The following is a 25658-nucleotide window of genomic DNA, read 5'->3' on the forward strand; positions in this document are numbered from 1 at the left end:
CCGCGAAAAGTCCCCTCAAATCGACCCTCGCGTCCTGCTTTTATCCCCACTCCTTCTCGATGCCCCGATGGGTCAACTTCTGTCTGGACCTCCCGGCATCGCGAGAGGCCGGCGGGTGTGGATTCCCGCCCGCGTCACGTTTTTGATTACCTCACGTCGTGCGCGGCGGCGCGGTTTAGGGCGCTGGCGACGGCTTTGATCGAGGCGAACTCAATGCTGGTGTCCTCGCCCACGCCGTAATAGGTGCGGCCGCGTTCCGACTTGATTTGGATGTAGGCGGCGGCGCGCGCCTCGGCGCCCTTGCCGAGCGAATGTTCGCTGTAACTGATGAGTTCGAATTTTGGCAGCCCGGTGCTTGCGGCGAGCGCGCGCACAAAGGCGTCGATCGGGCCGTTGCCCTGACCGGTGATTTTTTGCGGTTTGCCGCCGTCGATGCGCACAGTCGCCTCGCAACGCACGGTTTTGTCGCGCTTTTCGGCGGTCTTGCATTGGTCGACCGAAAGCGGTGTGTCGCGCTTAAGATATTCGTCCTCGAAGGCGGCGAGGATTTCCTCGGGGGAGAGCTCGGTGCCCTTGGCGTCGGCGATGTCGTTGATGAGCTTGCCGATTTCCTTGTGCATGAGCTTGGGCAGCTGATAGCCGTAATCCGTTTCGAGCACGTAGGCGACGCCTCCCTTGCCCGATTGCGAGTTGATACGGATGATGGCCTTGTAGTTGCGGCCGAGGTCGGCGGGATCGATGGGCAAGTAGAGAACGTCCCAAGGTTTGCCGGGGTGCTGGTGCGGCATGGATTTTTTGATGGCATCCTGGTGCGAGCCGCTGAACGCGGTGAAGACGAGTTCGCCGGCGTAGGGATGGCGCGGGGGCACTTCCATGCGCGTGCAACGCTCGTAGGTTTCGCGGATTGAATTGATGCGGCTGAAATCGAGCCGCGGGTCGATGCCGTGCGAATACATGTTGAGCGCGACGTTCATGATGTCGAGGTTGCCGGTGCGCTCACCGTTGCCGAAGAGCGTGCCCTCGACTCGGTCGGCCCCGGCGAGGAGCGCGAGCTCGGTGGCGGCGACGCCGGTGCCGCGGTCGTTGTGCGTGTGCAGCGAGACGATGCTGAGGTCGCGGCGCGTGAGGTGCCGGCACATCCACTCGATCTGGTCGGCGTGGACGTTGGGCGTGGCGTATTCGACGGTCGCGGGGAGGTTGAGGATGATTTTGTTTTCGGGCGTCGGCTGCCAGACATCGGTGACTGCCTCGCAGACTTCGAGCGCAAAATCGAGCTCGGTGCTGGTGAAGCTCTCGGGCGAATACTCGAGGCTCAGGTTCATGCCCCCGGCAACGAACGGTTGCGCGTGCTGCTTGAGGAAGCGCGTGGCGTTGATGGCGATGGACTTGACCTGGTCGCGCGAGGCGTTGTTGAAAACGTATTCGCGCTGCTTGGGAGAGGTGGAGTTGTAGAGGTGGAAAATGACGTTTTTCGCGCCGCGGACGGCCTCGAGCGAGCGTGTGATCAGCTCCTCGCGGCACTGGCAGAGCACCTGGATGGCGACATCGTCGGGGATGCGGTTTTCGTCGATGAGGCGGCGGCAGAAATCAAACTCGATTTGCGAGGCGGAGGGGAAGCCGACCTCGATTTCCTTGAAGCCGATTGTGTGGGCGAGCATCTCGAAGAACTCGAGTTTTTCGGCGACGCTCATGGGCTGGGCGAGCGCCTGGTTTCCGTCGCGCAGATCGACGCTGCACCAGACGGGCGCGCGGGTGATGGTGCGGTTGGGCCACTGCCGGTCGGGCAGGCTGACGGGAGGGAAGGGAACGTATTTTGTGATGGATGCTTTTTGCATGTGAATGCGAACTGGCGAAAATTTAAAAATAAAAGGCGAAGGCTATTGCGAGGAGGCGACGCGTGTAAATGTCGCAAACCGCTGCGCGCACATTTTGCGGGCGGTGGAAACAGGCTTGGTTGATGACGCACGATCAGCCGCGAACGCGACCCTCTCGGATCGTGCGCCTAAATAAGTCGAAGAGCCTGTGCGTTGTTTCGCATGTGATGGGGCGCACGGAAAACGCGGGCGGTGTTTTAGTCAAGCGGGGATTTTCCAGTCCGCAGATTTCACTTTCAGAGCAAACGGGGAACCTCTCCCTTTGTGGCAGGAATCACGATATGAGAGATAAATGTGCTGTCCGAATTGCAAAGCGTAATTGTTTGCTTATAGGGTGGCGTCTGTTTTCCATGCATCCGCAATTATTTCAACTCTGTTCACCAAGAATATTGCACATTTTTCGACACAATAACCTATTGGATGAATGACCTTATGCGAACATCAATTATTATGGTGGCACTCCTTCTGAGTTGCAGCGTTGTTGCCAAAGAAAAGAAATCCCTGGAAGACGATATTCTTGCCGCCATTGATCGAGTGGCAATCGAACGAGGTATTCAAAAAGAAGTGGTCATGGAAAAAGCGCGCAGCCTTTTTAATGATGGGCAGTGTTGGCCTGTAAAGGGTGGGGTTGCGGTTATTCGCGATGAGATATATGTTCTCGCGCGCTCGAAAAATGGTGTGATTGTAGGTGATGAGACCATTTACGGTGCCGATTGGAAGAAGCCTGAGCTATTTGTATTCGCAGGAAAGAAGCTGGCTGGGCGTCTCAGTATTCCATCGGGGGACGAGGGCGATGTGGTGTTGGCATTATTCACTCCAAAGAAGGTGAGATTTTTTGACTGGAAGCGGCTTGAGGGTGGATTTTATTCACGAAGTCCTGAATGATGAAGCGAATTGCGCTATCGTTAACATTGACAACTGCTGTTGCGTAAAAACTGACGTCACCGTTGGTAGAGTTTCGCCATACTTTCAGGCGTTTTATTAGAATAAAAAAGCCAGCCTTCAGCAGGCTGGCTTTTGGTTGATGTTGTTGCGCGATGTTATCAGTGCATTTGCACGCCGTGCATGTCGCCGGTGGCGAGGAACTGCTGGTGGAACGCGAAGGCGTTCGCGAGCGAGGTCTTCGTGTGGCCGCTCTTCGTCATTTCGCGGTAGCGCATGAGCGCGTCGCGGTAGTCGGGGTGCGCGCACTTGTTGATGATTTCGAGCGAACGCTCGGCGGGCGATTTGCCGCGCAGGTCGGCGATGCCTTGCTCGGTGATGATGACTTGCACGTCGTGCTCGGTGTGGTCGAGGTGGCTGGCGAAGGGCACGATCGCACTGATCTTGCCGCCCTTGGCGGCGGACGGGCAGGTGAAGATAGAGATGTAGGCGTTGCGTGTGAAGTCGCCCGAGCCGCCGATGCCGTTCATGAGGTTGTTGCCCATGATGTGCGTCGAGTTGATGTTGCCGAAGATGTCGGCTTCGATGGCGGTGTTGATCGTGATGATGCCGAGGCGGCGAACCATCTCGGGGTTGTTGGTGATTTCCTGCGGACGGAGGAGGAGGCGCGGACGGAAGAACTCCATGTCGGCGTAGATGGTGTCCTTGAGGAGGTCGGGCGCGATGGTGAGCGAGGTGCCTGTGGCGAAGGTGCACTTGCCGGAGCGAATGAGGCCGATGACGGAATCCTGGATGACTTCCGAATACATCTGGAAGTTCGGGATGTCGGGATTCGCGCCGAGCGCGCCGAGGACGGCGTTGGCGATGTTGCCCACGCCGGACTGGAGGGGGAGAAACTCGCGCGGGATGCGGCCAACGGCGATTTCGTTGGCGATAAAGTTGGCGACGTTGGCGCCGATTTTGGTGGTGAGTTCGTCCGCGGGGTCGAAGCCGCCGACTTCGTCGGGCGCGTTGCTTTCGACAATGCCGGCGATTTTTTTCGGGTCGATTTTGACGGTTTCTGTGCCGATGCGGTCGGTGGGTTTTTCGATGGGGATGACTTTGCGGAAGGGCGGGTCGAGCGGTTCGTAGATGTCGTGGAAGCCGCGGAGCTTGGGCGAGTGGTAACGGTTGAGCTCGATGATGACGCGGTCGGCCTGGTTAAGGAGGGTGGGGGAGTTTCCGACGGAGGTGGTCAGTGTGATTTCGCCGTCGTCGGTGATGTCGCAGGCCTCGACGATGGCCCAGTGGATTTTGCCGAGAAAGCCGCGGCGGATTTGCTGGGCGACGTGCGAGAGGTGCATGTCGAAGAACTGGACGCCGCCGGCGTTGATGGACGCGCGGAGCGATTTGTTGGTCTGGTAGGGCGTGCGCCAGGAGAGGGCGTCGGCGCGGGCGAGTTCGCCGTCGAGCGAGTCGCCGGTGGAGGCGCCGGAAACGACGGCGACTTTGAAGGGGCGTCCGGCTTCGTGCTCGGCGCGCGCGCGCGCCGCGAGGGCCGTGGGCACGACTTTGGCCGCGCCCGCGGGAGTGAAACCGCTAACACCGATGGTGCTGCCGTGATTGATCAGGGCCGCCGCTTCAGCGGCGGTGAGTGTTGGGATTTTTGATGACATGATGTGATAAAAAAGCGTTTGGCGTGTGCGTGCGTGCGATGCTGCGGGTGATTGTGAAAATTGTAATGGATCGATTCAAGTGACAGTCAGGAGACGGTGAAAAACGACGGGCTGCGCGGCAAGTTAGCCAGTTTTTCACGGTTGCGTGACCGTTTTCACGATAAACTCGTGAGTGCGCAAAAATGAAGGGTTGTTTGCCCGCAGTTCAAGTTTTCCCGCAAATAATAACTGAAGTTATGCGGTGTATTAGCCGGGGTGGGGCGAATCCGGCAAACCGGCCCGGGGTGCGCATCCGCGGCGCTGTTGCGATTTGCGAATCGCAAAAATGTGGTTGGGGTGGGCGACGGCGCCGAGCATGAAACTGGTTTCGCCGACATGGAGCCAGTTGTGTTTTTTGTAGAAGTCGATTGCGCGCTGGTTGCCCGCCCAGGCGGAAAGCCAGACGGCGGTTGCCCCGGCGGCGAAGGCGTGCCCGGTGGCGTGCCGGAGGAGCCTGGAGCCGACGCCCTGGCGCGTGAAGCGTTCGAGCACGTAGAGGCGCGTGATTTCGGCTTGCGCGGCGTCGGGTAGCGAGGGCGTGGCGGCGGGGAGGGTAACGTCCGCAAAGCCGATGATGCCGTCGGAGGTTTCGGCGATTCAAATTGTGGTGGACGGGGCGGCGATATGCCGGCGGATTCGCGGTTCGGTGAACTCGGCCAGCACGTGTCCGGCCATGTCGCGGGTGAGGGCGTCGCGGGCGTAGGTGTCGATCCACACGGTTAATCCCGTCGCTGCGATGAGCGACGCGTCCGTTTCGGTGGCGCGGCGGATATTAATGTCCATCGCGGGAAAGAACTGATGACGCGATCCGGCCTCCTGGATGGAGGCTCGCGCCGTTCTGTTAGTAGCGGCGGCGCGGAGGGGGCCGGCGCCAACCGGCGGCCGACTCGTCCTTCATGCGGTAGGTGATGCGCGCTTTTTCGAGATCGTAGGGGCTCATTTCCATTTTCACCGAGTCGCCTGCCGCGATCTTGATGAAGTTTTTGCGGAGCTTGCCGGAGATGTGCGCGAGCACGACGTGCCCGTTTGCCAGTTGCACTTTGAACATGGTGCCGGGGAGCACGGCGACGATTTTGCCCTCTACTTCGATTACGTTGCTGTCAGCCATAGGTTGCGGGGCGCGACGCCCCTTTTCAGGTGTGTGGTTGCGGTTTGTGTTGGTGGTTGGTGTTTGCGAAAAAACAGCGCGCGCGCTGCTGAACGAAAAGCCTCTTGAAAGAGGGGCGCGCTCCGCGTAAGTCAAGGTTTTCCGCTTTATCAATGGATTCCGTTTCATCGCACAACATGCAAAAAAATGCCGCGCCCCCCTGTCCGTTCGACAAACGGTTTCCCTCGCAACTGGTCCGTGATGACACGTTTTACATGAGCCTGGCGTTCAACCAGGCCATTGATGCGTGGCGCGAGGACGAGGTGCCGATAGGGTGCGTGATCGAGCTGGGCGGCGAGGTGATCGCGGGCGCGCACAATCGCGTGGAGTGCACGAACGATCCGACTGCGCACGCGGAGATGCTTGCGATCACGCAAGCCGCGTCGCACGCGGGCGACTGGCGCCTGGAAAACGCGACGCTTTATGTGACGAAGGAGCCGTGCCCGATGTGCTCGGGGGCGACATTGATGTCGCGTGTGAAACGGGTTTGCTACGCGGTGCCCGACCCGAAGATGGGATGCCTGGGCGGCGCCACGAACCTGAACGATTTGCAACGAGTGAACCACCATCTCGAAATCACCGCGGGCGGCGTGCTCGAGGATGAGTGCCGCGAGTTGTTGCAGCGGTTTTTTCAGGAAAAAAGAAAAGGCGGCGACTCGGACCGGTCCGCCTGATTTTTAGAAAACAACCCAGGTGCGCAGCGCCCAGGCCGCGAGGTGCAGGGTGGCGCAGGTGGCGAGGGCGGCGGCGGTGTCGTCGAGCGTGACTCCCCAGCCGCCGGGCAGGTTTTGCAGGCGCGAGATGCCGAGGGGTTTTGTGATGTCGTAGAGCCGGAAAATCGCGAACGCCGCCAGATACACGCCCCAGGGCGCGGCCCAGTTTGGCAGCGACCCGGCGACATGCGGCCAGCCGAGAAAGCAGAGCGGAATCGCGACAAACTCATCGAGCACGATCTGGCCGGGGTCGCGTTCGCCGAGTCGGAATTCGGCCTCGCCGCAAAACGCGACCGAGAGCCAGACCAGGAGCAGGCAGATCAAAATCACGACCGGCAGCGCGAGATAATGAAACACCAGCAGTTGAAACAGGAGCCCGGCGAGCGAACCCCATGTGCCGGGCGCGCGGCGCATGCGCCCGAACGGGCCCACGCGCGCGATGGCGAGCACGATGCCCGAGGGCACAAAGCGGGGCCAGGTGGGTTGGCGAAAATTCATCCCTTGAGCGCGCCTTCCTCAAAAACTTTCCGGTATTTGAGGATGTAGCTCACGCCGGAACTGACGGTGAGCAATGTTGCCAGGACAAAGAGCCCGAGGCCGGTGTAGTTTATAATGTCCGCGTAGGTCGAAATATCCACCGGCAGCTTGTGCGCCCAGTCGATCACAATCGCGGGTTCGAGAAGCATGAACGCGACCGCGATGAGCTGGACGATGGTCTTGATTTTTCCGGTGCGCTCGGCGGCCACGACCACGCCCTTGCTGGCGGCGGCCATGCGCATGCCGCTCACCAAAAATTCCCTGCAAAGCGTGAGCATCACCAGCACCAGAAAAAAGATGACGAGATGGCTCTGGTCGCTGCCCTGCTTGATTCCGTAATAGGCGACGAGCGCCACCATGATGCCGATGACCAGGATTTTGTCCGTGAGGGCATCCATGAATTTGCCGAAATTGGTGACGATGTTTTGCTTGCGGGCCAGGTAGCCGTCGAGCCAGTCGCTGATCGCGGAAATGATGAAAAGCACGAAGGCAATCGTCGCCGAGCCGCGCCACGAGCAGAACATCAACCAAATGATGACGAACATCAGAGGAATCCGGGAAAGTGTGATGATATTTGGGAGATTTAATTTCATTCGGGATCAACAGTGGCGCGACACACTGACAGCGTTTCTCGATAAAAGAGCCTCGTCATGTTGGGCTAATTCGTATTGGAAACAACCCACAAGTTGCGAGTTTCGCGACTTCCGATAACGGCCAAGATTGACGCGGCGAGCAAGAAACCTTTTTCAGAAAAGCCTCCACACTTCATCCTTTCATTCATGCAACACTGCATCTATCCGGGCACTTTTGATCCAGTCACCTACGGGCACCTCGACGTGCTCGCGCGCGCGTCGCGGCTTTTTGACCGCGTGACGATGGCGGTGGCAAGCAACGAGGGCAAGGGGCCGCTCTTCACGGTCGAGGAGCGTGTCGAGATGATCCGCCCCAACATCGCCAACTTGAAAAATGTGGACGTGCAAGTCTTCGACGGCTTGCTGGTCGATTTTGCATTGTCTCAAAAGGCGACGGCGATCATCCGCGGGTTGCGCGCGCTTTCGGATTTCGAGTTCGAGTTTAACATGGCGCTCATGAACCGGCATCTGCAGCCGGCCATTGAGACGCTGTTCGTGATGCCCCGCGGCGCCTACAGTTTCACGAGTTCAAACCTGATCAAGCAAGTGGCGCGCTACAACGGCGACGTGAGCCATTTCGTGCCCGACAATGTCGGCGCGGCGTTGAAAAAAGCCTACCAAGGTTAATCCCGCCAAAACACCGGCGACCGAGGGATCGTCGCGGGCGGGGGTGCCAAAGCTTTTTTGGTTTATTCTATCGCATTGAGGTAGGGCGAACCGTCACGGTGAGCCGCAACACACTCGGCTCACCGTGACGGTTCGCCCTACCAAAAAGGCGTTTCTCAGAAGTGCGGTTGCAGCTTTGCGATGAAGCTGCCCTTGGATTGCATGCCGACGACGGTGTCGATGAGTTTGCCGTCCTTGAAGAGCAGGAAAGTGGGAATCGCGCGGACGTTGTATTCGGCGGCGACGGCGCCGTGGTCGTCGATGTTGAGCTTGGCGATTGTCACCTTGCCCTCAAGGTCGGTGGCGAGTTCGTCAAGGATGGGCGCCATGGCCTTGCAGGGGCCGCACCAAGGAGCCCAGAGATCAATGAGAACGAGGCCGCTGGCGATGGCGGTTTTGAAAGTGTCGGCGGTGAGATCGGCAATGTTGGCGGACATGATGTGAAATTAAGAATTAAGGTTTATGGATTGAGGAGTGAAGACTGCGACGGTGGATGCGAAGAGTGAAGTTTTAAAATCAATATGTGTTTCTGGTGTTAAGGATAACGGAGTCGTCAAGCGGCTGTCGGGAGATTCTCGTTTGCGGGAGGCCGCGCTTCTTAAATCTTAAATCTCAGCCCTTAATTTTTATCTCGGCGTTGCCTTGTGGATGATTTCGGCGAGTTCGGCGCGCTCGACTTGGGAGAGGTGTTTGCCGCGGTGTTTGAGCTCCTCGAAAGTTTTGATGACGGTTTCAGTCATGTGCTCGTGCGTTTGCTCGGAGCCGCCGACGATGGCGAATTGCTCGCCGGTGGTGACTCGTTTGTGCCCGTCCGCATTGTCGAGGCCGACGCCGAGAAGGGCGGACGCGCCGGCGGGTTTCCTTGGGGATTTCTTGATCGCGGGCGCTGTGATCTTGGCTTTTTTTGCGGTGGGTTTTTCGGCTTTGGACGCGGCGGGTTTGCGCTTGGCGGGGCGGCCGCGGCGCTTCGGGGATTTGTCGTCGTTGGATGGCGATTTGCTCACGGAAAAAAGAAGGTGGGCGCGGTGTTGAAAGGCGCAAGGATTGAATAAGGCGATATCCACAAAAAAGCACAAAAGGCGCAAAGATAAAGGCGGCCGATGACTTTTTTTGCGCCGCTTTGCGGTTATTCCTCAGGCGGTCTCATCTTCGGGCGGCGCGTCGAACTCCGAGGTGAAATTTTCCGCGGACTGCCCGGTGGATGTGGCGTCCGGCTCGTCCTCGACCGCCGTGCAGAGGATGTCGGAGTAGGCTTCGTTTTGGCTGATGCGCAGCTTGTGCAGGCGCGTGAGCTCGAGGACGGCGATGAAGGTGGCGACGAGCGTGCGAAGTGTGGTTTTGCCGGGGAAAAGATTCGAAAATATGAAGGACTTTTCGGTGCGGATTCGCTCGAGGATGTGTTCCATCTGGTCGGCCACGGTGATTTGCTCGTCCTTGATTTCGCCGACAACGAGTTTTTCGGCGAGGCGGCGCAGGATGATGTTGAACGCGTTCCAGAGTTCGATGCGGTCGACGTTTTTGAGGGGGCGGTCGCTTTCGTCGGGCGCGTCGGATTTGACGATGCGCGGGAGCTTGTCGTGGTTGAAGGTGGCGAGCCCTTGCAATTCCTGCGCGGCCTCCTTGAACTTTTTGTATTGGAGGAGCTGGTGGACGAGTTCGTAGCGCGGGTCGATGGCGTCGTCGTCGGAGGCGTTGGGATCGACGGCATGCTCGCCCTTGGGCAGGAGCATGCGGCTTTTGATTTCCATGAGCGTGGCGGCCATCACGAAAAAGTCGCCGGCGATTTCGAGGTCGAGCTCCTTGAGCGAGTGAATGACGTCGATATACTGGCGCGTGACCGACTCGATGGGTATGTCGTAGATGTCGATTTCGTTTTTCTTGATCAGGAAAAGGAGGAGATCGAGCGGGCCTTCGAAGGCGGGAAGTTTTATGCGATAGTTGGTTTCTGGCAGCACGGGGCGGAAATGCTTGGCAACGCGGCGGGACGGGCAAGTGGAAAAATGACGAAAAGAGTTTTCCGCCTGTTCCCTCGGTTATCGTTGATTCATCAGCCCTCGGCTTCGAGCAGGCGGGTGGCGGCGGCCTCCCAGTCGGCGGTGGCGGCTTGGAGGCGGTCAACGACACTCGACAGGTCGCGGTTCAACTGCTGCGCCTTGCCGGGAGTGTTGTAGGTTTCGGGCGCCTCGAGCTCGGCGGTGAGCTGGTTTTGCTGCGACTCAAGTTCGGAGACATATTTCTCCAACTGGCCAACTTCCTCGCGCAGTTTGCGGAGCTGGTTGGCGGTGAGCCTGGGTTTGGCGGGCGTGGCGGCGGGAGCCGTTTGCGACGCTCCCGTGGCGGCGGCGGATTGTTTTTCCTGCGGCGGGCGGGCGTTGGTGAAGCCGGCCGTGGTGAGCGCGGCGCGGGCGTCGGTGGCCTTCGACTTTTCCAAATAATAATCGTAGTCGCCCGCGTAGGGCGTGAGGCGGCCGGCGTTGATGTGGAGGACGTGCTGAGCGATTTGCTTGATGAAATATACGTCGTGGCTGATGAAGATGAGCGTGCCCGCGTAGTTTTTCAGCGCGCCGATGAGCGCGTCGATCGAGGGGATGTCAAGGTGCGTCGTCGGCTCGTCCATGAGGAGGAGGTTGGGCGGGTTGACGAGCAGGCGCGCGAGGGCGAGGCGCGATTTTTCGCCGCCGGAGAGCACGGAGACTTTTTTGAAAACGTCGTCCTTGCGGAAGAGGAACGCGCCGAGGATGGCGCGCACCTGCTGCTCGGTGAGCTGGTTCTCGGCGGTGCGCAGCTCCATGACGTTTTCGAAAACGGTCGCGTCGGCGCGCAGGGTGTCGAGGCGGTTTTGCGCGAAGTAACCGGCGGTGACGTTTGCGCCGAGTTCGCGCGTGCCGCCCTGGATCGGGATGACGTCGGCGAGGATTTTGAGAAGCGTGGATTTGCCCGCGCCGTTGGGGCCGACAAGCACGATGCGCTGGCCGCGCTCGGCCATGAATTCGAGGTCGCCGCGATACACGACATGGTCGCCGTAGGCTTGGTAAACGTCCTTCAGCTCGACGACTTTCAAGCCGGAGCGCGCGGGCTGGGGAAAGCGGAAGTTGATGCGCTTGAGTTCGTCGAGCGGCTCCTCGATGGCCTCCTCCTTGAGGCGGGCGATTTGTTTTTCCTTGGACTTGGCGCGCGAGGCGAGGGTGGCCTTGGCGCCGAAGCGGTCCACGAATTCCTGCAAGTGGGCGATTTCGCGCTGCTGGTTTTTGTAGAGGGCGGACTGCTGGGCTTTGCGCGCCTCCTTTTCGGTGACGTAGTTGTCGTAGTTGCCGTGGTAGTAGTGGAGCGTGCCGGCGCGCAGTTCGAGGATGCCGGTGCAGAGGGCGTTGAGGAACGCGCGGTCGTGCGAGATGACGACGAGGCCGCCGGGGTAGCGCGTGAGGTAGTCCTGAAACCAGAGCAGCGCCTCGAGGTCGAGGTGGTTGGTGGGTTCGTCGAGGAGGAGGAGCGAGGGTTCGGAGACGAGGAGGCGCGCGAGGTGGGCGCGCATGACCCAGCCGCCGGAAAATGTTTTCGCCTGCTTGTGGTGGTCGCCCTCGCGGAAGCCGAGGCCGGCGAGGATGCGCTTGGCGCGAGGTTCGAGCGTGTAGTCGATGTCCCAGTTGTCCTCGGTCGGTTCGAGCTGCTTGCCGCTGGTGGCGATTTCGAGGATGGTCTCGTCGCCGACGGGCGCGCTTTCCTGGGGGAGAAAACCGAAGTCGGCGCCGCGCTCCCATTCGATGGTGCCGGTGTCGGCGCGCTCCTCGCCGAGGATGAGGTTGAAGAGCGTGGTTTTGCCGGCGCCATTGGCGCCGACGAGGCCGAGGCGGTCGGTGCGCGCAATGAAGAGCGACACGTCGCTGAAGAGTTCGCGCGTGCCGTAGGATTTGGAAACGTCGGCCAGAGTGAGCATGAAAAACCCGAAAGAAAAATGGAGGTTGCCCGCGCGGTCAATGGCGTGATGCGCGAAGATCGAAGACGGGTGGGCGGCCTCGCTAAAGCGGTCCGGGCAAAACGCAGTTCCGCGTTTTACCGGGCTTTTTGAATCAGTTCCACCTCGTAGCCTTCGGGGGCGTCGATGAAGGCGATCAGGTCGCCATCGACGGTTTTGGTCGGGCCGTCGCTTAGCTTGACGCCTTTCTTTTCAAGCGCGGATGCGAAGGCGGCGAGGTCGTCCACTTGAAACGCGAGGTGCATGAGGTCGGGTTGCACGTTGACGGGTTCGCTGTTCGGCAACTGGCAGAGCTCAATCTCCTCGTCGCTGTTGGGTGTCTGGATAAAAACAAGGCGCGCGCCGCGCGGCGAAACGGTGTCGGCGGAGACCTTGAGCCCAAGCACGTCGACGTAAAAGCGGATCGTTTTTTCGATGTCGTTCACGCGCATCCGCGTGTGGAGAAGTTTTTTAATCATGGTGGGGAGCAAAGTGCGGATTCGTTTAAAAAAGGCAAATAAAGGCGGCGCGATTGCGACTTTTTCGGGGGCGCCGGGCAAACTTTTCAACAAGCAAAACACGGGCCAAAAAACAAGGGCGGCCAGTGATGCCGCCCTTACGATCAGACTGGGTTTCAAGTGGCGGGCGCCTGTTAGAAATATTTTATGTAGCCGTTGCGGCGGAGGCGTTCGAGCCATTGCTCCTGGCTGGCGCGGGCCATTTGCTGGAGGACGATGCGCTCGATCTGGTCGCGGACCTCGTCGATGGGCTGGATGCCGGCGTATTTGCGATCCTCGACATACATGAGAAACGCGCCCTCGGGCATGAGAATCGGTTCGGTGACCTCGCCTTTTTGCAACTTGAAGAGCGGCTCGCTGAGCTCGGCCTTGAGATCGCTGCGTTTTTGCCAGCCCCAGTCGCCGCCCTTGCTGCGGCGGGTGTCCTGGCTGACCTCCTTGGCGATGTCCTCGAATTTTTCGCCGTTTTTCATGCGATTGACCACATCGTTTGCCTTGGAGATGAGCTCGCCGTCGGTCTGGTTGTTGCGTGTGAACTGGATGAGGCGGAGGTGGACTTGGTCGTCCTGGTAAAACCTGTCCTTGTTTTCGCGGTAGAAGGTTTCGACTTTCACGGGGCTGACGACGCTCTGGCTCTTGCGTTGCTGCTGGCGCATGTAGCCGTTGATCATGTCCTCCTCGATTTCCTTGCGAAATTCGCGGATGGTCTGGCCCTTGGCGCGCAGGTAGGCGAGGAACTTTGAGCGGTCGTTGTCGTATTGCGTGATGATGATTTCCTCGAGTTGGTTGTCGATGTAGCTGGCGGGAATGCTTTTCACGGGCTCGCCGTCTTTTTCCTTGTAGAATTCCTTTACGATGAGGGCGCGATCAATGTGGTTTTGCACAATGTCGTCCTGAAGCGCCTGGATTTTGTTGAGGTAATCCTGCTCGCTCGTCGATTCGCGTATGATCTGGGGTAGGAGGGGGGTGATTTCGCGGCGGATGTCGTCCATCGTGATCGCCTTTTCCTCGACGACGGCGACGATGGCGTTTTGAAGGCGCAGGTCCATTTCCTGAGGCGCGGCGGGTTCAGCCTGCTGGGGCGCGGGAGCGGGCATATCCGGAACCAGCGACATCGAGCCGGCGCCGGGATCAAGGAGCGACGGCGACTGTGCGCCGAGGTTTTGGGGTGCTGCGGTTGTGCAAAGGATCGCCGCGAGCGCGGCAGCAGGGAGACGGGTTGCGTGAGAACGGGTAAATATCATGGATGAACGAATCGTTTGCCGATGGGTGAGACTGCAGCTTGTGTCAAATGGTTCAGTTTTATTGATGTGCGAAACTGCGGAAAGTAGGTGTTTGAGAGGCTCGGTCAACAGCGGAAAACGCGGTTCGCTCGCTGCAAAAGGCAATGCGGTCGGGGCGGTGGGTGTCCGCTTCGCAATAAAAACACCCCGCGTTTATTGGCGCGGGGTGCCGGAGTGTGCGGGAGGCTGGTGTGCGTTTGCCCCGGTGTCAGAATTGCTTGCTCGCGCTGATGTAAATGTTGCGGCCAAGGCCGATGCGCGTGCCTGTTTCCAGGTTCGAGGGATGCATGCGTTTTTGGTCGAACACATTGTTTATGCCCGCGTGCAATTGCGTGGTGCCGTCCAAAAAGCTGATGCCCGTGCGCGTCAGGCGCCAGCGCGCGGACACATTGCATTGCGTGTAATCGTCGCGCACGTAATAGGTGCCGTTGGAGTATTGTTTTGGGTTTTGGCTGGGCTTGAACCAGTGCGACACATCGGCCGAGAACTCAATGTCCTCCGAAAACGGGCGCACGGAGCCGCCCAGCCGGATTTTGTCGGCAAAGGCGTGCGGTGTTTTTTTGCCGGTCGCCGCGTCCCTTTGGTTGAGGTGCTCATAGGACAGGTTCACACCCCACTGCGTCATGCGGTAGGCCATTTCCACCTCGACGCCGTCGCGTTTGACCCTGCCGATGTTTTGATATGTTGCGTAGGGAGTGCCCGCGGGCGATGTGCCCGCGCCTTCGATTTCCTCAAGGGCGATCATGTCCTTGATTCGGCCCGTGAAATACATGGCCTTGACGTTGAAGCGGTCGTTGGCGGAAAAGAGGGCGCTTTTGCCCCACGAAAAACCAAATTCATACTCGGCGGACAATTCTGGATCGAGATCGGGATTGGGGCGATACCAGTAAACGATATTCAACGGGCCGTCCGAGGAGGTTTCGTGCGGCGTGGGCGCGCGGAACGCCTCCGAATAATTTGCAAGCAGAACGAGGCCGGTCAGAATTTCAGCGCTCACGCCGATGCGGGGCGAGAAACGCGAGCTGTCGTAATCCTCGGGCACGCCCTTGACCTCGCGCTTGAACGAGTCGTATCGCCCGCCGGCTTGCAGCGCCAGTCTCTCGTTCAGGAAGCGGGGCTCGTATTGCAGGAAAAGGCCGTAGTCGTTGTATTCATTGGGAATCGAGCCGAAATCCGTGCGCGCGGCATTGAGCACATAGAGCGCGTCCTCCTTGCGGTTTTCATAATCGGCGCCAAGAAGCAGCCGGTGCTTAACTGGGCCGGTTTCAAAGTGCATCAGGTTTTGCGCGCCGAGGCCTTTGCGTTTGTCCTGGTTTTTGTAATTTAGCGATTGTTCGATTCCGGCATTGGCGCCGCTTATGGGCACATAGGAGTAACTGCGGTCGAGGTATCCCTTGCTGCGGTAGGCGGTGACGTTCAGGTTGAGCCAGCGGCTGCCCGCCGGATTCGCCGTGTAGCGCAGGATCGAGTCCGTCTGCACCAAGTCGGCGAAAACGGGTCCCGTGGTGGTCGAGTATTGCTGGTTATACAAGCTCTGCCATGTCGTTTCGGCCTCTTCGTCGTATTTGAAAATGCTGAACGCGAGACGGTGGCCGGGGGCGATGTTCCAGCCCACTTTGACAAAGGCCGTGGTCGTGTCCTCGTCATTGCTGATCTCGTCAGAGCTGACCGTGGCGCTGAGCGGAACCTTGTCCGCGAGTTTCAAGTCGCCGCGATGTGACTGCTTTACAAACACCAGCAAATCGAGCGGCACACTCGCGGGCGCCACCGCCACGGCGGAGTATCCCTGCGCCAGGCTGTTGGAATCGTAGCGAGCGGAAAGAAACAACCCGACTTCGCGCCCCGGCAAAATGTAGTCCCGCGCGTCCTTTGTGGTCATGTTGATAATGCCGCCAATCGCGCCCCCGCCGTATGAAATGCCGGACGAACCCCGCACGATATCGACCTGCTTGAGCAAATCCGAATCAACGCGAAAGCTGGAGCTTTGATTGGAATAAAGGTTTGTGGAGCGGCGCACGCCGTCCTGCATGATAATCACGCGATTTTCGTTAACATAACCGAAACCGCGAATGGAGTATTGCTGCCCCATTCCGCGCCCCATGTCGTTGCCCATGTCAATGCCGGGCACATTGGCGAGCGCGCGAATAATATCAGCCGTGAAATCGAGATCGTCCGGCGTCAGCACACTGGCCGAGCCGGGGTATTTCTCGATATTGATGCCAAAACGCGTGCCAACAACAGTCATGCGCGCCAGCTCCACTGTGTTTTTGTTGTAATCATAGAGTTGCGCTTCACTTGGCGATTCCTGTCCGGACGCCTTCCCTGTGGAACCGTGCGCACTGGATGCCGTCGAGACATCCGATGCAAGTCCCTGCGTATGCACGCAGAAAAACACCGCCAAGGCCGCCAAAGCGCGAACGCTTGCAGAGATACCGAGCGGGAAAATTAATGAACAAGGCTTTAAGCTATTGAGACTCATACTCTGTCATGTAGAATGAGTCCCGTTCTCATATGTCAACGCAGTTTTATCTTATCAATGAGATTGCGACTGTCGTTATGTTTCATTAAATGTTGTATGTTAATTGGTTATGGCTGCGAAAAATGTTTTGCGAGATTTTGAAGTCAAAAATAGACCTATGCCGTTGAGACTCCGATAAGCCGCCGATTTCTGTGATGAGGGCTGGGACTGGACAACGGTCCCAAGTTGTTTTTCCTGCGTGTGCGCGGGGAATATTCCAGCAGGTGGATGGGTGTTCTGTCCACGCGCCACGACAATCTGTCGGCGAGTATTTGCGCAGATGCTAGAACCGGGTCTCGCATTGGGGGAGCGTTCGAGGTCTCAAGGCGCAATTTCGCGTCAAACGAAAGTTTAGTCTTGAGGGAACGCCACTTTTCTTTTCCGTTCCCTTTCACGCGGGCGCAACGCCCGCCGGTCGAGGCAATCCGCCACAAGATTGCCGCATTGGTTCTTTTCCAGCGTTTAACTTTTTTCTCCCTCATGCGCCGAAAGTGCGGACTATCGGTGTGGCGTGGGCGGGGGAGAAGGCCGAACGTGTTTGGAAAGCACTGAATAAGACTGAGATGGGCGCGGTAGCCAAGTGGTAAGGCCGAGGTCTGCAAAATCTCTATGCGCCGGTTCGATTCCGGCCCGCGCCTCCAATTTATGACTCGTTGGAAAAAATAGAAAACGAAATTGGGCAATTTGCGTGGATCGCAGGCAGCGTGGGATAAAACTCATCCAACGGCGGCGTGTTTGTCGCGAGAGGGATTTCATCCAGGGCGATTTGCCGGGAGCCTTGTCAAGCCGGACTCCCGTTGAAGGCGGGTTCTCTTTGTGTTGTGCGAACCGATGCGCATCGCGCTTGGATTTCCGAAGGGCGACGCCAGTCGGTCAAGTTTTGGGAAATCCAAAAGTGCCGTGAGCGCGGATGAATTTGCAGGAAATGGAGGAGTGCGCTTGACAAGTTGCCGCTGGAACGGTGCATTCACCGACTTTTCATCAGAATCTTTTCAGAAATCAGTAATCAACATGGCTCTTAAAATCCGTCTTTCCCGCATCGGTGCGACGCACCAACCCATCTACCACGTGGTCGTGGCAGAGGCTCGTTCCCGTCGCGATGGCGCCGCGGTCGAAATCCTCGGCACCTACTCGCCCCGTTCCAAGAAGGACGCTCTCACACTCGATCTTGCCCGCGCCGAATACTGGCTGTCCAAGGGCGCGCTCCCGACCGACACCGCCAAGGGCCTCATCAAGAAGGTTCGCAAGTCGGCCACGATCGAAGCTCCGGTCGTCGAGGAAGCGCCCGCTGCTTGATAAGCGCGCGTCACTTCGCTTCGCATCGCCAATTTTTTCCAACCACGCCTCGGCTTTTGACAAGCCGGGGCTTTTGTTTTGTTAATCAAGCCCGAACCGCCACGCCGGCCTTCGCAACCCTCAACCAAATCGACCCATGAGCTCTGAATTGCCCCGAATCCTTCTTTCGCAACTGACCATCGCAGTGCCTTACTTGTTGCTTTATACTATCTGTTTCTTTTGCGCTCTTGCCTTGCGTTCGCGCGCCCCGAAGGCGGCGATCCTCGCCTTGGTTGGAATCGCCATCCTGTTTGCGGTATCGTTTTTTGGCACTTTGACCACGGCGTATATCATCAACATGCAAATCGGAGGAAACATACCCGCTGAAAAGATGAATCTTATTTTTAATGGGCTTGGGATTGTAAGGGCACTGGGATACGTTGTCGGGTTTGTTGCGGTGTTTGCGGCCGTGTTTGTCGGTCGCAGCGACAAGGCGCAGCCCGTCTCCCGCCCCCAGCCGCCCGTCGTCAATCAACCGCCTCCAGTTGCTTGAGTTCCTGAAATTCCGCGCCGTTCATCCATGCCGCTCACAATCGACGTCATCACACTTTTCCCCCGAATGCTCGACGGCTTTCTTGCCGAGAGCATCCTCGGCAGGGGCATCGGCGCGAAGCGGCTCGATGTGCGCGTGCATGACCTGCGCGAATGGACAACCGACAAGCACCGCACGGCGGACGACCGGCCCTTTGGCGGCGGCGCGGGCATGGTGCTCAAGCCGGAGCCGGTTTTCGCGGCGATGGAGCAGTTGCAAACACCGGGGTGCAGGCGCGTTTACCTGACGCCGGACGGCGAGCCGCTTTCGCCGGTGATCGCGGAGGAGCTTTCGCGCGAGGAGCACGTCATCTTTTTGAGCGGACACTATGAGGGCATCGACCAGCGCATTCGCGATCGCGTGATCGACCGGGAAATCAGCATCGGCGACTACGTGCTCACCAACGGCACGCTGGCGGCGGCGGTGGTGATCGACGCGCTGAGCCGTTTCATCCCCGGCGTGCTTGGTGAAGAAAAGTCATTGACGCATGAATCCTTCACAGGCAAGTTGCTCGACTTTCCTCAATACACGCGTCCCGCCGAATTTCGCGGCATGTCCGTTCCGGAAGTCCTCCTTTCGGGCGACCACCGCAAAATCGAAGACTGGCGGCACGCGCAACGTGTTGAGAAAACTCGCAAAGTTAGACCAGATTTACTCAAACAAAACCAGACATGAATCCGATCATCAAAGAAATCACCGCAAACCAGCTCAAGACCAACATCCCGCAATTCCGGGTTGGCGATGGCGTGCGCGTGCACACCAAGGTTCGCGAAGGCGACAAAGAGCGCATCCAGATTTTCTCTGGTGTCGTGATTGCCCGCAAGGGTGGCGGCATCCAGGAGACGTTTGCCGTCCGCCGCATCAGCTACGGCGAGGGCGTCGAGCGCGTTTTCCCCGTGAACTCGCCCAACATCGAGAAGATCGAGGTTGAGAAGCATTCCGTGCCGATGCGCGCGCGCCTCTATTATTTGCGCGGTCGCGAGGGCAAGGCCGCCATGGCCGTTCGCGTAAGGCGCAACGATAAAGCCTGAGCGGCGCATCCTTAATTTTAGACGAAAGGCGAATCCGAACCGGGTTCGCTTTTTTTGCGCCCAAAAGGCGGCGTGCGGCGTGTCGCCACCCGCCGCCCTCGCGGATTGTGCGCCCTGATTTTTTTTCAATCGTGCATAGACAACGCCGCGGATGCTCCCCAAGGTTGCACGCACTATGGCTGATACCAACACCGTCCCCGCTACCGCTTCCACCGACAGCATCGAAGGCTTGAGCACCTTGTTCAAGGAAACCCTGGTCAACCACGGCGTCTCGCATGAAACCGCGGTGCTCACCGGCACGATCATCGCCGGCGTGTGCCTCGTGCTGGTCGCGTTGCTTGCCTACAAGATTATCAATTTCATCGTGGTGCGAACCGTGCACCGGCTCATCGCCAAGACCGAGGCCAAGTGGGACGACGCGTTGATCGAGTCAAAGCTGATCCAGCGCTTCATGCACCTCGTGCCGGCGATCATCATCAGCACGTTTAACGCCCGCGTGTTTGCCGACGCGCCCGCGGTCGCATCGTTTGCGGATAGTTTTGTCAACCTCTACATCATCGCGATTGCGGTGGGGGTCATCTTTTCGGCTTTCGACACGGTGCATCTCATTTCACAGCGCACGACCCTTCTTAGCGGGATGCCGTTGAAGGGTGTGATCCAGGCCGGCAAGCTTGTCATCGCGCTCATCGCGGCGATCCTCGTGCTCTCGATTCTGCTCGGCAAATCGCCCGTCTATTTCCTCTCCGGAATCGGCGCGCTGGCCGCCGTGCTGATGATGATTTTCAAGGACGCGATCCTTGGTTTCACGGGTGGCATCATGCTTGCGGCAAACAAAATGGTCAGCGTGGGCGACTGGATCGAAATGCCCTCGGCGGGCGCGGACGGCGATGTGATCGACGTGTCGCTCACGACCGTGAAAGTGCGCAATTTCGACAACACGATCGTCACGATCCCCGCCTATTCGCTGGCGTCGGGTTCGTTCAAGAACTGGCGCGGCATGTCGGAGTCGGGTGGACGCCGCATCAAGCGCTCGATCAAGGTTGACATGAAAACAATCCGTTTTGCCGACGAAAAAATACTGGAGCACTGGCGCCATATTGAGCTGCTGAAGCCATACCTTGACGCCAAGCAGAAAGAAATTGACGAGGAGAATAAAAAGAAAGGTTGCGATCTTTCGGTGCTCGGCAATGGCCGTTGCCTGACGAACCTCGGCACATTCCGCGCCTACTGCGAAGCCTACCTGCGCGCCCACGCGAACATTCACAAGAAAATGACGCTCATGGTGCGCCAGCTTGACCCGACGGAGAAAGGCATACCGTTGGAGTTGTATACCTTCACAAGCGATGTTCGCTGGGTTCAATACGAGGGTATTCAGGCGGATATTTTCGACCATCTGCTGGCGATCATCGGCGAGTTTGGCCTGTCCGTGTATCAAAACCCGAGCAGCGAGGACGTGCGCGAATTTAAATCCGCCGTGGTCATGAAAGGTTAAGGCGGAGATCCAAACAAGTTCCATGCCCGGGGGCGCGCTTGTGAGGGGCGTGCTTGCCGGGCGCGTTTTTTTTCGAGGCGTTAAGCACGGCGGTTTCGGCGTTTCAAACGTCCGCCTGCCGCCTTGTCTTTGGCGGCACCCGCAACATGGGGCCGTGTTCGTGGATGGGGGAACTACTGTCCCGGACTTTGCGGGTTAGAGCTGGATTTTGATGCCTTTGCGGAGGTAGGTGGGGCGGTCCAGGTCCTGGTCCTCGAAGAGATTCAGGTCGGAGTTTTCGAAGGTGCCGCGCTGCTGGTCGGCTCCGGCGAAGGTGAATTCTTCCTGATCCTGATTTGCCGGGCCTTTTGTTTTGATGACAGTTTTTTTCCCTTTGGGGGCGGGTTGTTGAACATTGGTTTCGACGTTGGCGTTGTCGGCGGCAGGCGTTGCCGCGCGCACGGGGCGGGGGCGGGTGCCGACATCGGTGGTGCCTATGACGCAGACTTGAATGGCGTCCGGCTGGTCGTCGGAAATGGATGTGCCCATGAGCACGTGGGCATCGCGGCCATATTGCGCGCTTATCACGCTCATCAGGTCGTTGATTTGGGGGAGCGTGATGGCGGAGCCGGCAATGATGTTGACGATGAGGTGGTCAACCTTGCGCGCGGTTTCGGCGATGTGCAGCAGGGGGCACATCTTGAGGCTTTCGAGGGTTTGGGTGATTATGTTTTCACCGGCGCCGTGGCCGAGGGCGTAGAGGGTTTTGCCGCCGCGGGAGACAAAGGCGCGGCGGAGCGAGGCGAGGTCGAGGTTGATGAGGCTGGGGCGGCGGAGGATGGAATAAATGGAGTGGACGCCGCGGAGCATCCATTCGTCGGCGCGGCGGAGTGCGTCGGTGACGGATTCTGTGTCGGTGGTTTGTTGCAGGAGCAGGTCGTTGGGGAGGGTGATGACGGCGTCGCAGGCTCGGCGCAGCTCGACGAGGCTTTCCTCGGCCTGGCGCACGCGGCGCGAGCCCTCGAAGCTGAAGGGGAGCGTGGCGAAGGCGATGACGAGGGCGTTGTTTTCCGTGGCGAGTTCGGCGACGAGGGGGGCGACGCCGCCGCCGGTGCCGCCGCCGAGGGCGACTGAGAGAAAAATGATGTCGGCGCCGGTGGCGAGGGGGGCGAGTTGTTCGCGAGCAGCCTCGGCGGTTTCCCGGCCGAGCTCGGGATCGCCGCCGGTGCTGAGGCCGCCGCGGAGGGCGGGGGCGAGGAGGTGTTTTTCAGCGGGCGAGGTGTGCTGCGCGAGGGCTTTGCGGTCGGTGTCGATGATGGCGGTGTCGAGGCCCTCGAGCGAGGGCAGGGGGAGGCGCGCGAGGGCGTTGGAGCCGCCGCCGCCGATGCCGATGAGTTTGAAGGTGACGGGTGGCGCGTCGGGAGAGGCGGCGGGTGTGAGGGGGAGTTCGTGAAGGTCCATGCGACGGAGGCGGAAAGTTTAGTGTTTGAGTTTGGTGTTTGGCGCAGGCGCCGGCTGGTGGCGTCCGGATTTTCCCTGCTAACGGTTGAAGAGTCCCCAGATGCCCCCCTTTTTTGGCGGGAGTTGTCCGCGGGCGGCGGAGGCTCCGGTGAAGAGCAGGCCGAGGGCGGTGGCGTAGCCTGGGGCGCGGAGTTGTTCGAGGATGTGGGGGGGAAACTCGCCCAGGCGGGCGGTGGATTCGAATGCTTTCGAGGCGGCGTCAACGATGCCCTCGAGTTTGGAGGTGCCGCCGGTGAGGACGATTCCGGCGGGTGTGTTTTCGGGAGTGTAATCAATGTCGAGTTTCTTGCGGACGATTTCGAATATTTCGGAGATGCGCGCGGCGATGATTTGCTCGATGCTTTGGAGGGGGATGGGGCGGTCGCCGATGCCGTGGTCGCCGTTGAGCCAGACCTTGGTTGTTTTGTCGCGGCAGTGAAGGGTGGCGCGACCGTGGCGGATTTTTATGGTTTCGGCCTGACCGGGAGTTGTGCGCAGGCCGAGCATGAGGTCGTTGGTGACGTGGTTGCCGCCGACGGGGACGACGCCGGTGACGTGCGGGGCGCCGTTGCGATAGAGGACGTAGTCGGTGGTGCCGGCGCCGATGTCGATTGCAAGGACGCCGTGATGGCGATCCTCGGGGGTGGTGATCATGCTGCCGGAGGCGAGGCTGGCGAGGCCGAGGTCGAGGATGGGCAGGTTGTAACCCTGGATGATGTAGATGGAGTTGGTGACGGTGTTGGTGTCGCCGTGGACAATCCAGTAGTTGGCCTCGAGGCGGTTGCCGCGGATGTTGAGGGGATTGGCGATGATTTGACCGTCGAGGCGGAAGGGGCGGCGAATTTCGTGAACGATTGTGCGGTTATCGGGGAGTTGCTTGGAAAGGGCGATCTGGCAGGCGGTCTGAATGTCGGTGGAGCTGACGGTGTTGCTGGCGGAGGAGACGTTGACGATGGCGTCGGTTTTGAAGCCCTGGAGGTGCATGCCGGTTTGGGCGAGGATGACTTCGTCGATGGGAATGTGGGCACTTTTTTCCGCGCCCTCGAGAGCGGTGTGGACGGCGTTGCTGGCGGCCTTGGCGTCGATGATCACGCCTTTCATCACGCCGGCGGACTGGCATTCGGATTTGCCGATGATGGTGAGGTTGCGCGAGGTGAGCTCGCCGACGAGGACGGTGATCTTGGAGGTGCCGATTTCGACGCCGGCGATGATTTTGAAGTTTTTGGCCATGGGTTGATTAAAGGACTGAAGGACTGAAAGGCTGAAGGGCTGAAGGAATTGGCGAGGGGACTGAGGCTGTTTTTCTTTCAGTTTTTCAGCCCTTCAGCCTTTCAGTCTTTTATTTTCGGTGAAAGGTGACGGGAGCCTGGATGCCGCTGGCCGTCTGGCCGACGGAGAGGTCGATGGTGTGGACGGGGCCCCGGTTGGGATTCGCGGTGCGGGCGATGTCGTTGAGGATGTAGTCGAGGCGCGCGATTTGGTTTATGAATTCCTCGCGGATGCCGAAGGTGATGCGGGCGGCGTTACTGGTGTTGACAACAAGGAGGCGGTCCTCGTCGTAGCGTTTCATGGAGATGGAGCGCCAGGTGGCGTAGTGATCGGGAATGTTGATTTGGGCCTCGGCGACAAGTTTGGCGACGAAGTCGATGCCGGCGAGGGGCAGGTATTGGTGGGCTCCGGGCGCGGTGCGCAGGAGGTTGACGTCGGCGAGATAGGGGAGGGCTGCGAGGGTGCCGGGCGCGTAGTTGGCGCCCGAATACACGATGCCGTCGGTGGCGACGAGAAGTTCCTCGCGCTCGCCGCCGGGTTGCTGGATGAGAATGCGGGCGACGGGGGAGCGTTCCTCGAGCGTGACAGTGAGCGTGTCGGGAAACTGGCGGGTGAGAACGGCGGTGTGGACTTGGGCGTGATCGAGGATGCGTTTGCGCAGGGCGGTGATGTCGAGCTCCATCATGTCGACGCCCTCGGGGAGCGCGAGTGTGCGGACGGTCCAGTTGTAATCGAGAACGCCGTTGGAGCGGACGGTGATGGTTTTGAGCGGGGTGTCCTTGACGGGCGCCTTGATGTCGGAGGGGTTGTTTTTCCAGACAGTGTAAACTTCGAATGCGATGATTGCCATGACGCAGAGCAGCAGGCAGAGGGCGATTTTTTTGATCATGTCTCGTTTCTGACGTTTCTGGCTGATGGGTGTGCGGACGCCGGGGGTGACCTGGCGGGTGAGGTTCCTCCAGTTGTTGGGTGAGCGTGAGGATGGGTTGGGCGAGTGCTTCACGGGTTTCAAATCTCAGGGGGCGGCGTTGTGGCGGGCGATGGCCGGCGCGACCATTTCGCGGAGGAGGTTTTCGAAATCGAGTCCGGCGCACGCGGCGCTTTTGGGCAGGAGGCTGGTGGCGGTCATGCCGGGGAGCGTGTTGATTTCGATGAGGAGGATTTCGTTTTCAGGTGTGAAGAAAAAGTCGATGCGGGCGAAGTCGCGGCATCCGCAGGCCTCGAAGGCGACCTCTGCGTTGCGGCGGATGACGGCGGCGGTGGCGTCGTCGAAGGGCGCGGGCGCGAGGTAGTCGGTTTTGCCGGCGGTGTATTTGCTTTCGTAATCGTAGATGCCGGACTTGGGGCGGATTTCGACGATGCCCATGGCGCGTCCGTTGAGGACGCCGACGGCGAGTTCGCGTCCGTGGATGCGGCGTTCGACGAGCCAGTCGCCGTCGCGCGCGGTGTCGAGGGCGGTTTCGAGTTGCGCGCGGTTTTCGATGATGCGGAGGCCGACGGAGCTGCCCTCGGCGTTGGGCTTGAGGACGAGGTCGGGGCCGAGTTGCGCGATGATTTGGGTGGCGGAGGGTTTGTTGTGGCGGGCGCTGAAGGTGAGTCCGGCGATGGTGCGGACGCCGCGCGCGGCGGCGGCGCGCTTGGTGCGGGTTTTGTCCATCGTGAACGCGCTCGAGGCGGCGTCGCAGCCGGCGTAGTGGATGCCGGCTTCCTCAAGGAGGCGTTGCATGCCGCCGTCCTCGCCGAAGGTGCCGTGGAGGGTTGAAAAGACAACATGGCGCGCGGGGGAGAGCGCGGCGGGAAGGGCGTTGCGGTCGATGATGATGTGCTCGACGGGAAAATGTTTCGCGAGCGCGGCGGCGCAGGCTTCGCCGGAGCTCAGGGAGACTTCGCGCTCGGAGGAGGTGCCGCCCGCGAGGATGGCGATGATGGGGGAAGGCGCGGAGGCGGGGGAAGCGGGTTGGCGGGCGGATGTGTTCATGGCGTGCTCCTCGCGGGAAATTCCAAATTCCAGTGATCAAATTCCAATGAGTTTCCAAACTCCAACCGGACCTTTCGCATTTCCAATGGAATTTGGAATTTGAATTTTGGAATTTTATTGGAATTT

At 59.4% G+C, this 25658-nt stretch carries 26 protein-coding genes and 1 tRNA gene; 9 read left to right on the plus strand and 18 right to left on the minus strand.

Annotated elements, in window-relative coordinates; translation table 11 throughout:
* Positions 1 to 146 precede the first annotated feature (146 nt).
* Complete coding sequence (leuA, locus tag M2103_RS07035; RefSeq protein ID WP_277509622.1) at positions 147 to 1835, minus strand: 2-isopropylmalate synthase; 1689 nt, start codon at positions 1833 to 1835, stop codon at positions 147 to 149.
* Between the two features lie 489 nt (positions 1836 to 2324).
* Between leuA and M2103_RS07040 the strand changes: the two genes are divergently transcribed.
* On the plus strand, positions 2325 to 2759 hold the full coding sequence (locus M2103_RS07040) for a hypothetical protein (protein ID WP_277509623.1): 435 nt from the start codon (positions 2325 to 2327) through the stop codon (positions 2757 to 2759).
* Positions 2760 to 2917: 158 nt separating this feature from the next.
* Here the strand turns inward: M2103_RS07040 and M2103_RS07045 are convergent, their stop codons facing one another.
* From M2103_RS07045 to infA, 4 genes are all read right to left on the minus strand, one after another.
* Entirely contained in the window at positions 2918 to 4411 is a 1494-nt protein-coding gene (locus M2103_RS07045) for a succinate CoA transferase (protein ID WP_277509624.1), read from the minus strand.
* 246 nt (positions 4412 to 4657) lie between these two features.
* Positions 4658 to 5047 carry a GNAT family N-acetyltransferase gene (locus M2103_RS07050; RefSeq protein ID WP_277509767.1) on the minus strand — a complete coding sequence of 130 codons (390 nt, stop codon included), beginning with the start codon at positions 5045 to 5047 and terminating at the stop codon, positions 4658 to 4660.
* On the minus strand, positions 5048 to 5233 hold the full coding sequence (locus tag M2103_RS07055) for a hypothetical protein (RefSeq protein WP_277509626.1): 186 nt from the start codon (positions 5231 to 5233) through the stop codon (positions 5048 to 5050).
* A 58-nt stretch (positions 5234 to 5291) separates the two neighbouring features.
* The gene (infA, locus tag M2103_RS07060) at positions 5292 to 5558 is read right to left on the minus strand and encodes a translation initiation factor IF-1 (protein ID WP_277509627.1); all 267 of its coding nucleotides are present in this window, start codon (positions 5556 to 5558) and stop codon (positions 5292 to 5294) included.
* Between the two features lie 176 nt (positions 5559 to 5734).
* Here infA and M2103_RS07065 point away from each other — a divergent pair, with 176 nt between their 5' ends.
* Entirely contained in the window at positions 5735 to 6271 is a 537-nt protein-coding gene (locus M2103_RS07065; RefSeq protein ID WP_277509628.1) for a nucleoside deaminase, read from the plus strand.
* 3 nt (positions 6272 to 6274) lie between these two features.
* On the opposite strand, the gene M2103_RS07070 is transcribed toward M2103_RS07065, so the two are convergent.
* Entirely contained in the window at positions 6275 to 6808 is a 534-nt protein-coding gene (locus M2103_RS07070) for a phosphatidylglycerophosphatase A (protein ID WP_277509629.1), read from the minus strand.
* The gene (gene pgsA, locus M2103_RS07075; protein ID WP_277509630.1) at positions 6805 to 7440 is read right to left on the minus strand and encodes a CDP-diacylglycerol--glycerol-3-phosphate 3-phosphatidyltransferase; all 636 of its coding nucleotides are present in this window, start codon (positions 7438 to 7440) and stop codon (positions 6805 to 6807) included. The genes M2103_RS07070 and pgsA overlap by 4 nt, the downstream gene beginning before the upstream one ends.
* Before the next feature lie 186 nt (positions 7441 to 7626).
* Here pgsA and coaD point away from each other — a divergent pair, with 186 nt between their 5' ends.
* Positions 7627 to 8106, plus strand: a complete 480-nt coding sequence (gene coaD, locus M2103_RS07080) for a pantetheine-phosphate adenylyltransferase (RefSeq protein ID WP_277509631.1) — start codon at positions 7627 to 7629, stop codon at positions 8104 to 8106.
* Positions 8107 to 8261: 155 nt separating this feature from the next.
* Here the strand turns inward: coaD and trxA are convergent, their stop codons facing one another.
* From trxA to M2103_RS07115, 7 genes are all read right to left on the minus strand, one after another.
* Entirely contained in the window at positions 8262 to 8582 is a 321-nt protein-coding gene (trxA, locus tag M2103_RS07085) for a thioredoxin (protein WP_277509632.1), read from the minus strand.
* 189 nt (positions 8583 to 8771) lie between these two features.
* Positions 8772 to 9149: a hypothetical protein gene (locus tag M2103_RS07090; protein WP_277509633.1), complete on the minus strand. Its 378-nt coding sequence runs from the start codon at positions 9147 to 9149 to the stop codon at positions 8772 to 8774.
* A 129-nt stretch (positions 9150 to 9278) separates the two neighbouring features.
* A complete protein-coding gene (locus tag M2103_RS07095) occupies positions 9279 to 10100 on the minus strand; it encodes a segregation/condensation protein A (RefSeq protein ID WP_277509634.1) in 822 nt (273 codons plus the stop codon).
* A 92-nt stretch (positions 10101 to 10192) separates the two neighbouring features.
* The gene (locus tag M2103_RS07100; protein ID WP_277509636.1) at positions 10193 to 12079 is read right to left on the minus strand and encodes an ABC-F family ATP-binding cassette domain-containing protein; all 1887 of its coding nucleotides are present in this window, start codon (positions 12077 to 12079) and stop codon (positions 10193 to 10195) included.
* Positions 12080 to 12195: 116 nt separating this feature from the next.
* Positions 12196 to 12576, minus strand: a complete 381-nt coding sequence (locus M2103_RS07105; RefSeq protein WP_277509637.1) for a VOC family protein — start codon at positions 12574 to 12576, stop codon at positions 12196 to 12198.
* Between the two features lie 173 nt (positions 12577 to 12749).
* Positions 12750 to 13859 (minus strand): peptidyl-prolyl cis-trans isomerase, encoded by a 1110-nt coding sequence (locus M2103_RS07110; RefSeq protein ID WP_277509638.1) that lies wholly within the window; start codon positions 13857 to 13859, stop codon positions 12750 to 12752.
* Between the two features lie 247 nt (positions 13860 to 14106).
* A complete protein-coding gene (locus M2103_RS07115) occupies positions 14107 to 16281 on the minus strand; it encodes a TonB-dependent receptor (RefSeq protein WP_277509639.1) in 2175 nt (724 codons plus the stop codon).
* A gap of 701 nt (positions 16282 to 16982) precedes the next feature.
* Here M2103_RS07115 and M2103_RS07120 point away from each other — a divergent pair.
* From M2103_RS07120 to M2103_RS07145, 6 genes are all read left to right on the plus strand, one after another.
* Positions 16983 to 17057, plus strand: a tRNA-Cys gene (locus M2103_RS07120).
* Between the two features lie 370 nt (positions 17058 to 17427).
* The gene (rpsP, locus tag M2103_RS07125) at positions 17428 to 17712 is read left to right on the plus strand and encodes a 30S ribosomal protein S16 (protein ID WP_277509640.1); all 285 of its coding nucleotides are present in this window, start codon (positions 17428 to 17430) and stop codon (positions 17710 to 17712) included.
* A 136-nt stretch (positions 17713 to 17848) separates the two neighbouring features.
* Positions 17849 to 18244: a hypothetical protein gene (locus tag M2103_RS07130; protein ID WP_277509641.1), complete on the plus strand. Its 396-nt coding sequence runs from the start codon at positions 17849 to 17851 to the stop codon at positions 18242 to 18244.
* Between the two features lie 27 nt (positions 18245 to 18271).
* On the plus strand, positions 18272 to 18958 hold the full coding sequence (gene trmD, locus M2103_RS07135; RefSeq protein WP_277509642.1) for a tRNA (guanosine(37)-N1)-methyltransferase TrmD: 687 nt from the start codon (positions 18272 to 18274) through the stop codon (positions 18956 to 18958).
* Positions 18955 to 19314: a 50S ribosomal protein L19 gene (rplS, locus tag M2103_RS07140; protein WP_277509643.1), complete on the plus strand. Its 360-nt coding sequence runs from the start codon at positions 18955 to 18957 to the stop codon at positions 19312 to 19314. The genes trmD and rplS overlap by 4 nt, the downstream gene beginning before the upstream one ends.
* Positions 19315 to 19489: 175 nt before the next feature.
* Positions 19490 to 20806, plus strand: a complete 1317-nt coding sequence (locus M2103_RS07145; protein ID WP_277509644.1) for a mechanosensitive ion channel domain-containing protein — start codon at positions 19490 to 19492, stop codon at positions 20804 to 20806.
* Between the two features lie 195 nt (positions 20807 to 21001).
* On the opposite strand, the gene M2103_RS07150 is transcribed toward M2103_RS07145, so the two are convergent.
* The 4 genes from M2103_RS07150 to M2103_RS07165 all read right to left on the minus strand — a co-directional run bounded on the left by M2103_RS07150 (position 21002) and on the right by M2103_RS07165 (position 25532).
* A complete protein-coding gene (locus tag M2103_RS07150) occupies positions 21002 to 22246 on the minus strand; it encodes a cell division protein FtsZ (RefSeq protein WP_277509645.1) in 1245 nt (414 codons plus the stop codon).
* 78 nt (positions 22247 to 22324) lie between these two features.
* Positions 22325 to 23515: a cell division protein FtsA gene (gene ftsA, locus M2103_RS07155; RefSeq protein ID WP_277509647.1), complete on the minus strand. Its 1191-nt coding sequence runs from the start codon at positions 23513 to 23515 to the stop codon at positions 22325 to 22327.
* Between the two features lie 109 nt (positions 23516 to 23624).
* Positions 23625 to 24557 carry an FtsQ-type POTRA domain-containing protein gene (locus M2103_RS07160; protein WP_277509648.1) on the minus strand — a complete coding sequence of 311 codons (933 nt, stop codon included), beginning with the start codon at positions 24555 to 24557 and terminating at the stop codon, positions 23625 to 23627.
* 12 nt (positions 24558 to 24569) lie between these two features.
* Positions 24570 to 25532 (minus strand): D-alanine--D-alanine ligase, encoded by a 963-nt coding sequence (locus M2103_RS07165; RefSeq protein ID WP_277509649.1) that lies wholly within the window; start codon positions 25530 to 25532, stop codon positions 24570 to 24572.
* Between the last annotated feature and the right edge of the window lie 126 nt (positions 25533 to 25658).

The sequence above is a fragment of the Ereboglobus sp. PH5-5 genome (assembly GCF_029504805.1).
Classification (GTDB): Bacteria; Verrucomicrobiota; Verrucomicrobiia; order Opitutales; family Opitutaceae; genus Ereboglobus.

Bases quoted from the DNA above. Each gene is read 5' to 3' on its own strand.
- leuA (WP_277509622.1), bottom strand. From the start codon at position 1,835: ATGCAAAAAGCATCCATCACAAAATACGTTCCCTTCCCTCCCGTCAGC.
- M2103_RS07040 (WP_277509623.1), top strand. From the start codon at position 2,325: ATGGTGGCACTCCTTCTGAGTTGCAGCGTTGTTGCCAAAGAAAAGAAA.
- M2103_RS07045 (WP_277509624.1), bottom strand. From the start codon at position 4,411: ATGTCATCAAAAATCCCAACACTCACCGCCGCTGAAGCGGCGGCCCTG.
- M2103_RS07055 (WP_277509626.1), bottom strand. From the start codon at position 5,233: ATGGACATTAATATCCGCCGCGCCACCGAAACGGACGCGTCGCTCATC.
- infA (WP_277509627.1), bottom strand. From the start codon at position 5,558: ATGGCTGACAGCAACGTAATCGAAGTAGAGGGCAAAATCGTCGCCGTG.
- M2103_RS07065 (WP_277509628.1), top strand. From the start codon at position 5,735: ATGCAAAAAAATGCCGCGCCCCCCTGTCCGTTCGACAAACGGTTTCCC.
- M2103_RS07070 (WP_277509629.1), bottom strand. From the start codon at position 6,808: ATGAATTTTCGCCAACCCACCTGGCCCCGCTTTGTGCCCTCGGGCATC.
- pgsA (WP_277509630.1), bottom strand. From the start codon at position 7,440: ATGAAATTAAATCTCCCAAATATCATCACACTTTCCCGGATTCCTCTG.
- coaD (WP_277509631.1), top strand. From the start codon at position 7,627: ATGCAACACTGCATCTATCCGGGCACTTTTGATCCAGTCACCTACGGG.
- trxA (WP_277509632.1), bottom strand. From the start codon at position 8,582: ATGTCCGCCAACATTGCCGATCTCACCGCCGACACTTTCAAAACCGCC.
- M2103_RS07100 (WP_277509636.1), bottom strand. From the start codon at position 12,079: ATGCTCACTCTGGCCGACGTTTCCAAATCCTACGGCACGCGCGAACTC.
- M2103_RS07105 (WP_277509637.1), bottom strand. From the start codon at position 12,576: ATGATTAAAAAACTTCTCCACACGCGGATGCGCGTGAACGACATCGAA.
- M2103_RS07110 (WP_277509638.1), bottom strand. From the start codon at position 13,859: ATGATATTTACCCGTTCTCACGCAACCCGTCTCCCTGCTGCCGCGCTC.
- rpsP (WP_277509640.1), top strand. From the start codon at position 17,428: ATGGCTCTTAAAATCCGTCTTTCCCGCATCGGTGCGACGCACCAACCC.
- M2103_RS07130 (WP_277509641.1), top strand. From the start codon at position 17,849: ATGAGCTCTGAATTGCCCCGAATCCTTCTTTCGCAACTGACCATCGCA.
- trmD (WP_277509642.1), top strand. From the start codon at position 18,272: ATGCCGCTCACAATCGACGTCATCACACTTTTCCCCCGAATGCTCGAC.
- rplS (WP_277509643.1), top strand. From the start codon at position 18,955: ATGAATCCGATCATCAAAGAAATCACCGCAAACCAGCTCAAGACCAAC.
- M2103_RS07145 (WP_277509644.1), top strand. From the start codon at position 19,490: ATGGCTGATACCAACACCGTCCCCGCTACCGCTTCCACCGACAGCATC.
- M2103_RS07150 (WP_277509645.1), bottom strand. From the start codon at position 22,246: ATGGACCTTCACGAACTCCCCCTCACACCCGCCGCCTCTCCCGACGCG.
- ftsA (WP_277509647.1), bottom strand. From the start codon at position 23,515: ATGGCCAAAAACTTCAAAATCATCGCCGGCGTCGAAATCGGCACCTCC.
- M2103_RS07165 (WP_277509649.1), bottom strand. From the start codon at position 25,532: ATGAACACATCCGCCCGCCAACCCGCTTCCCCCGCCTCCGCGCCTTCC.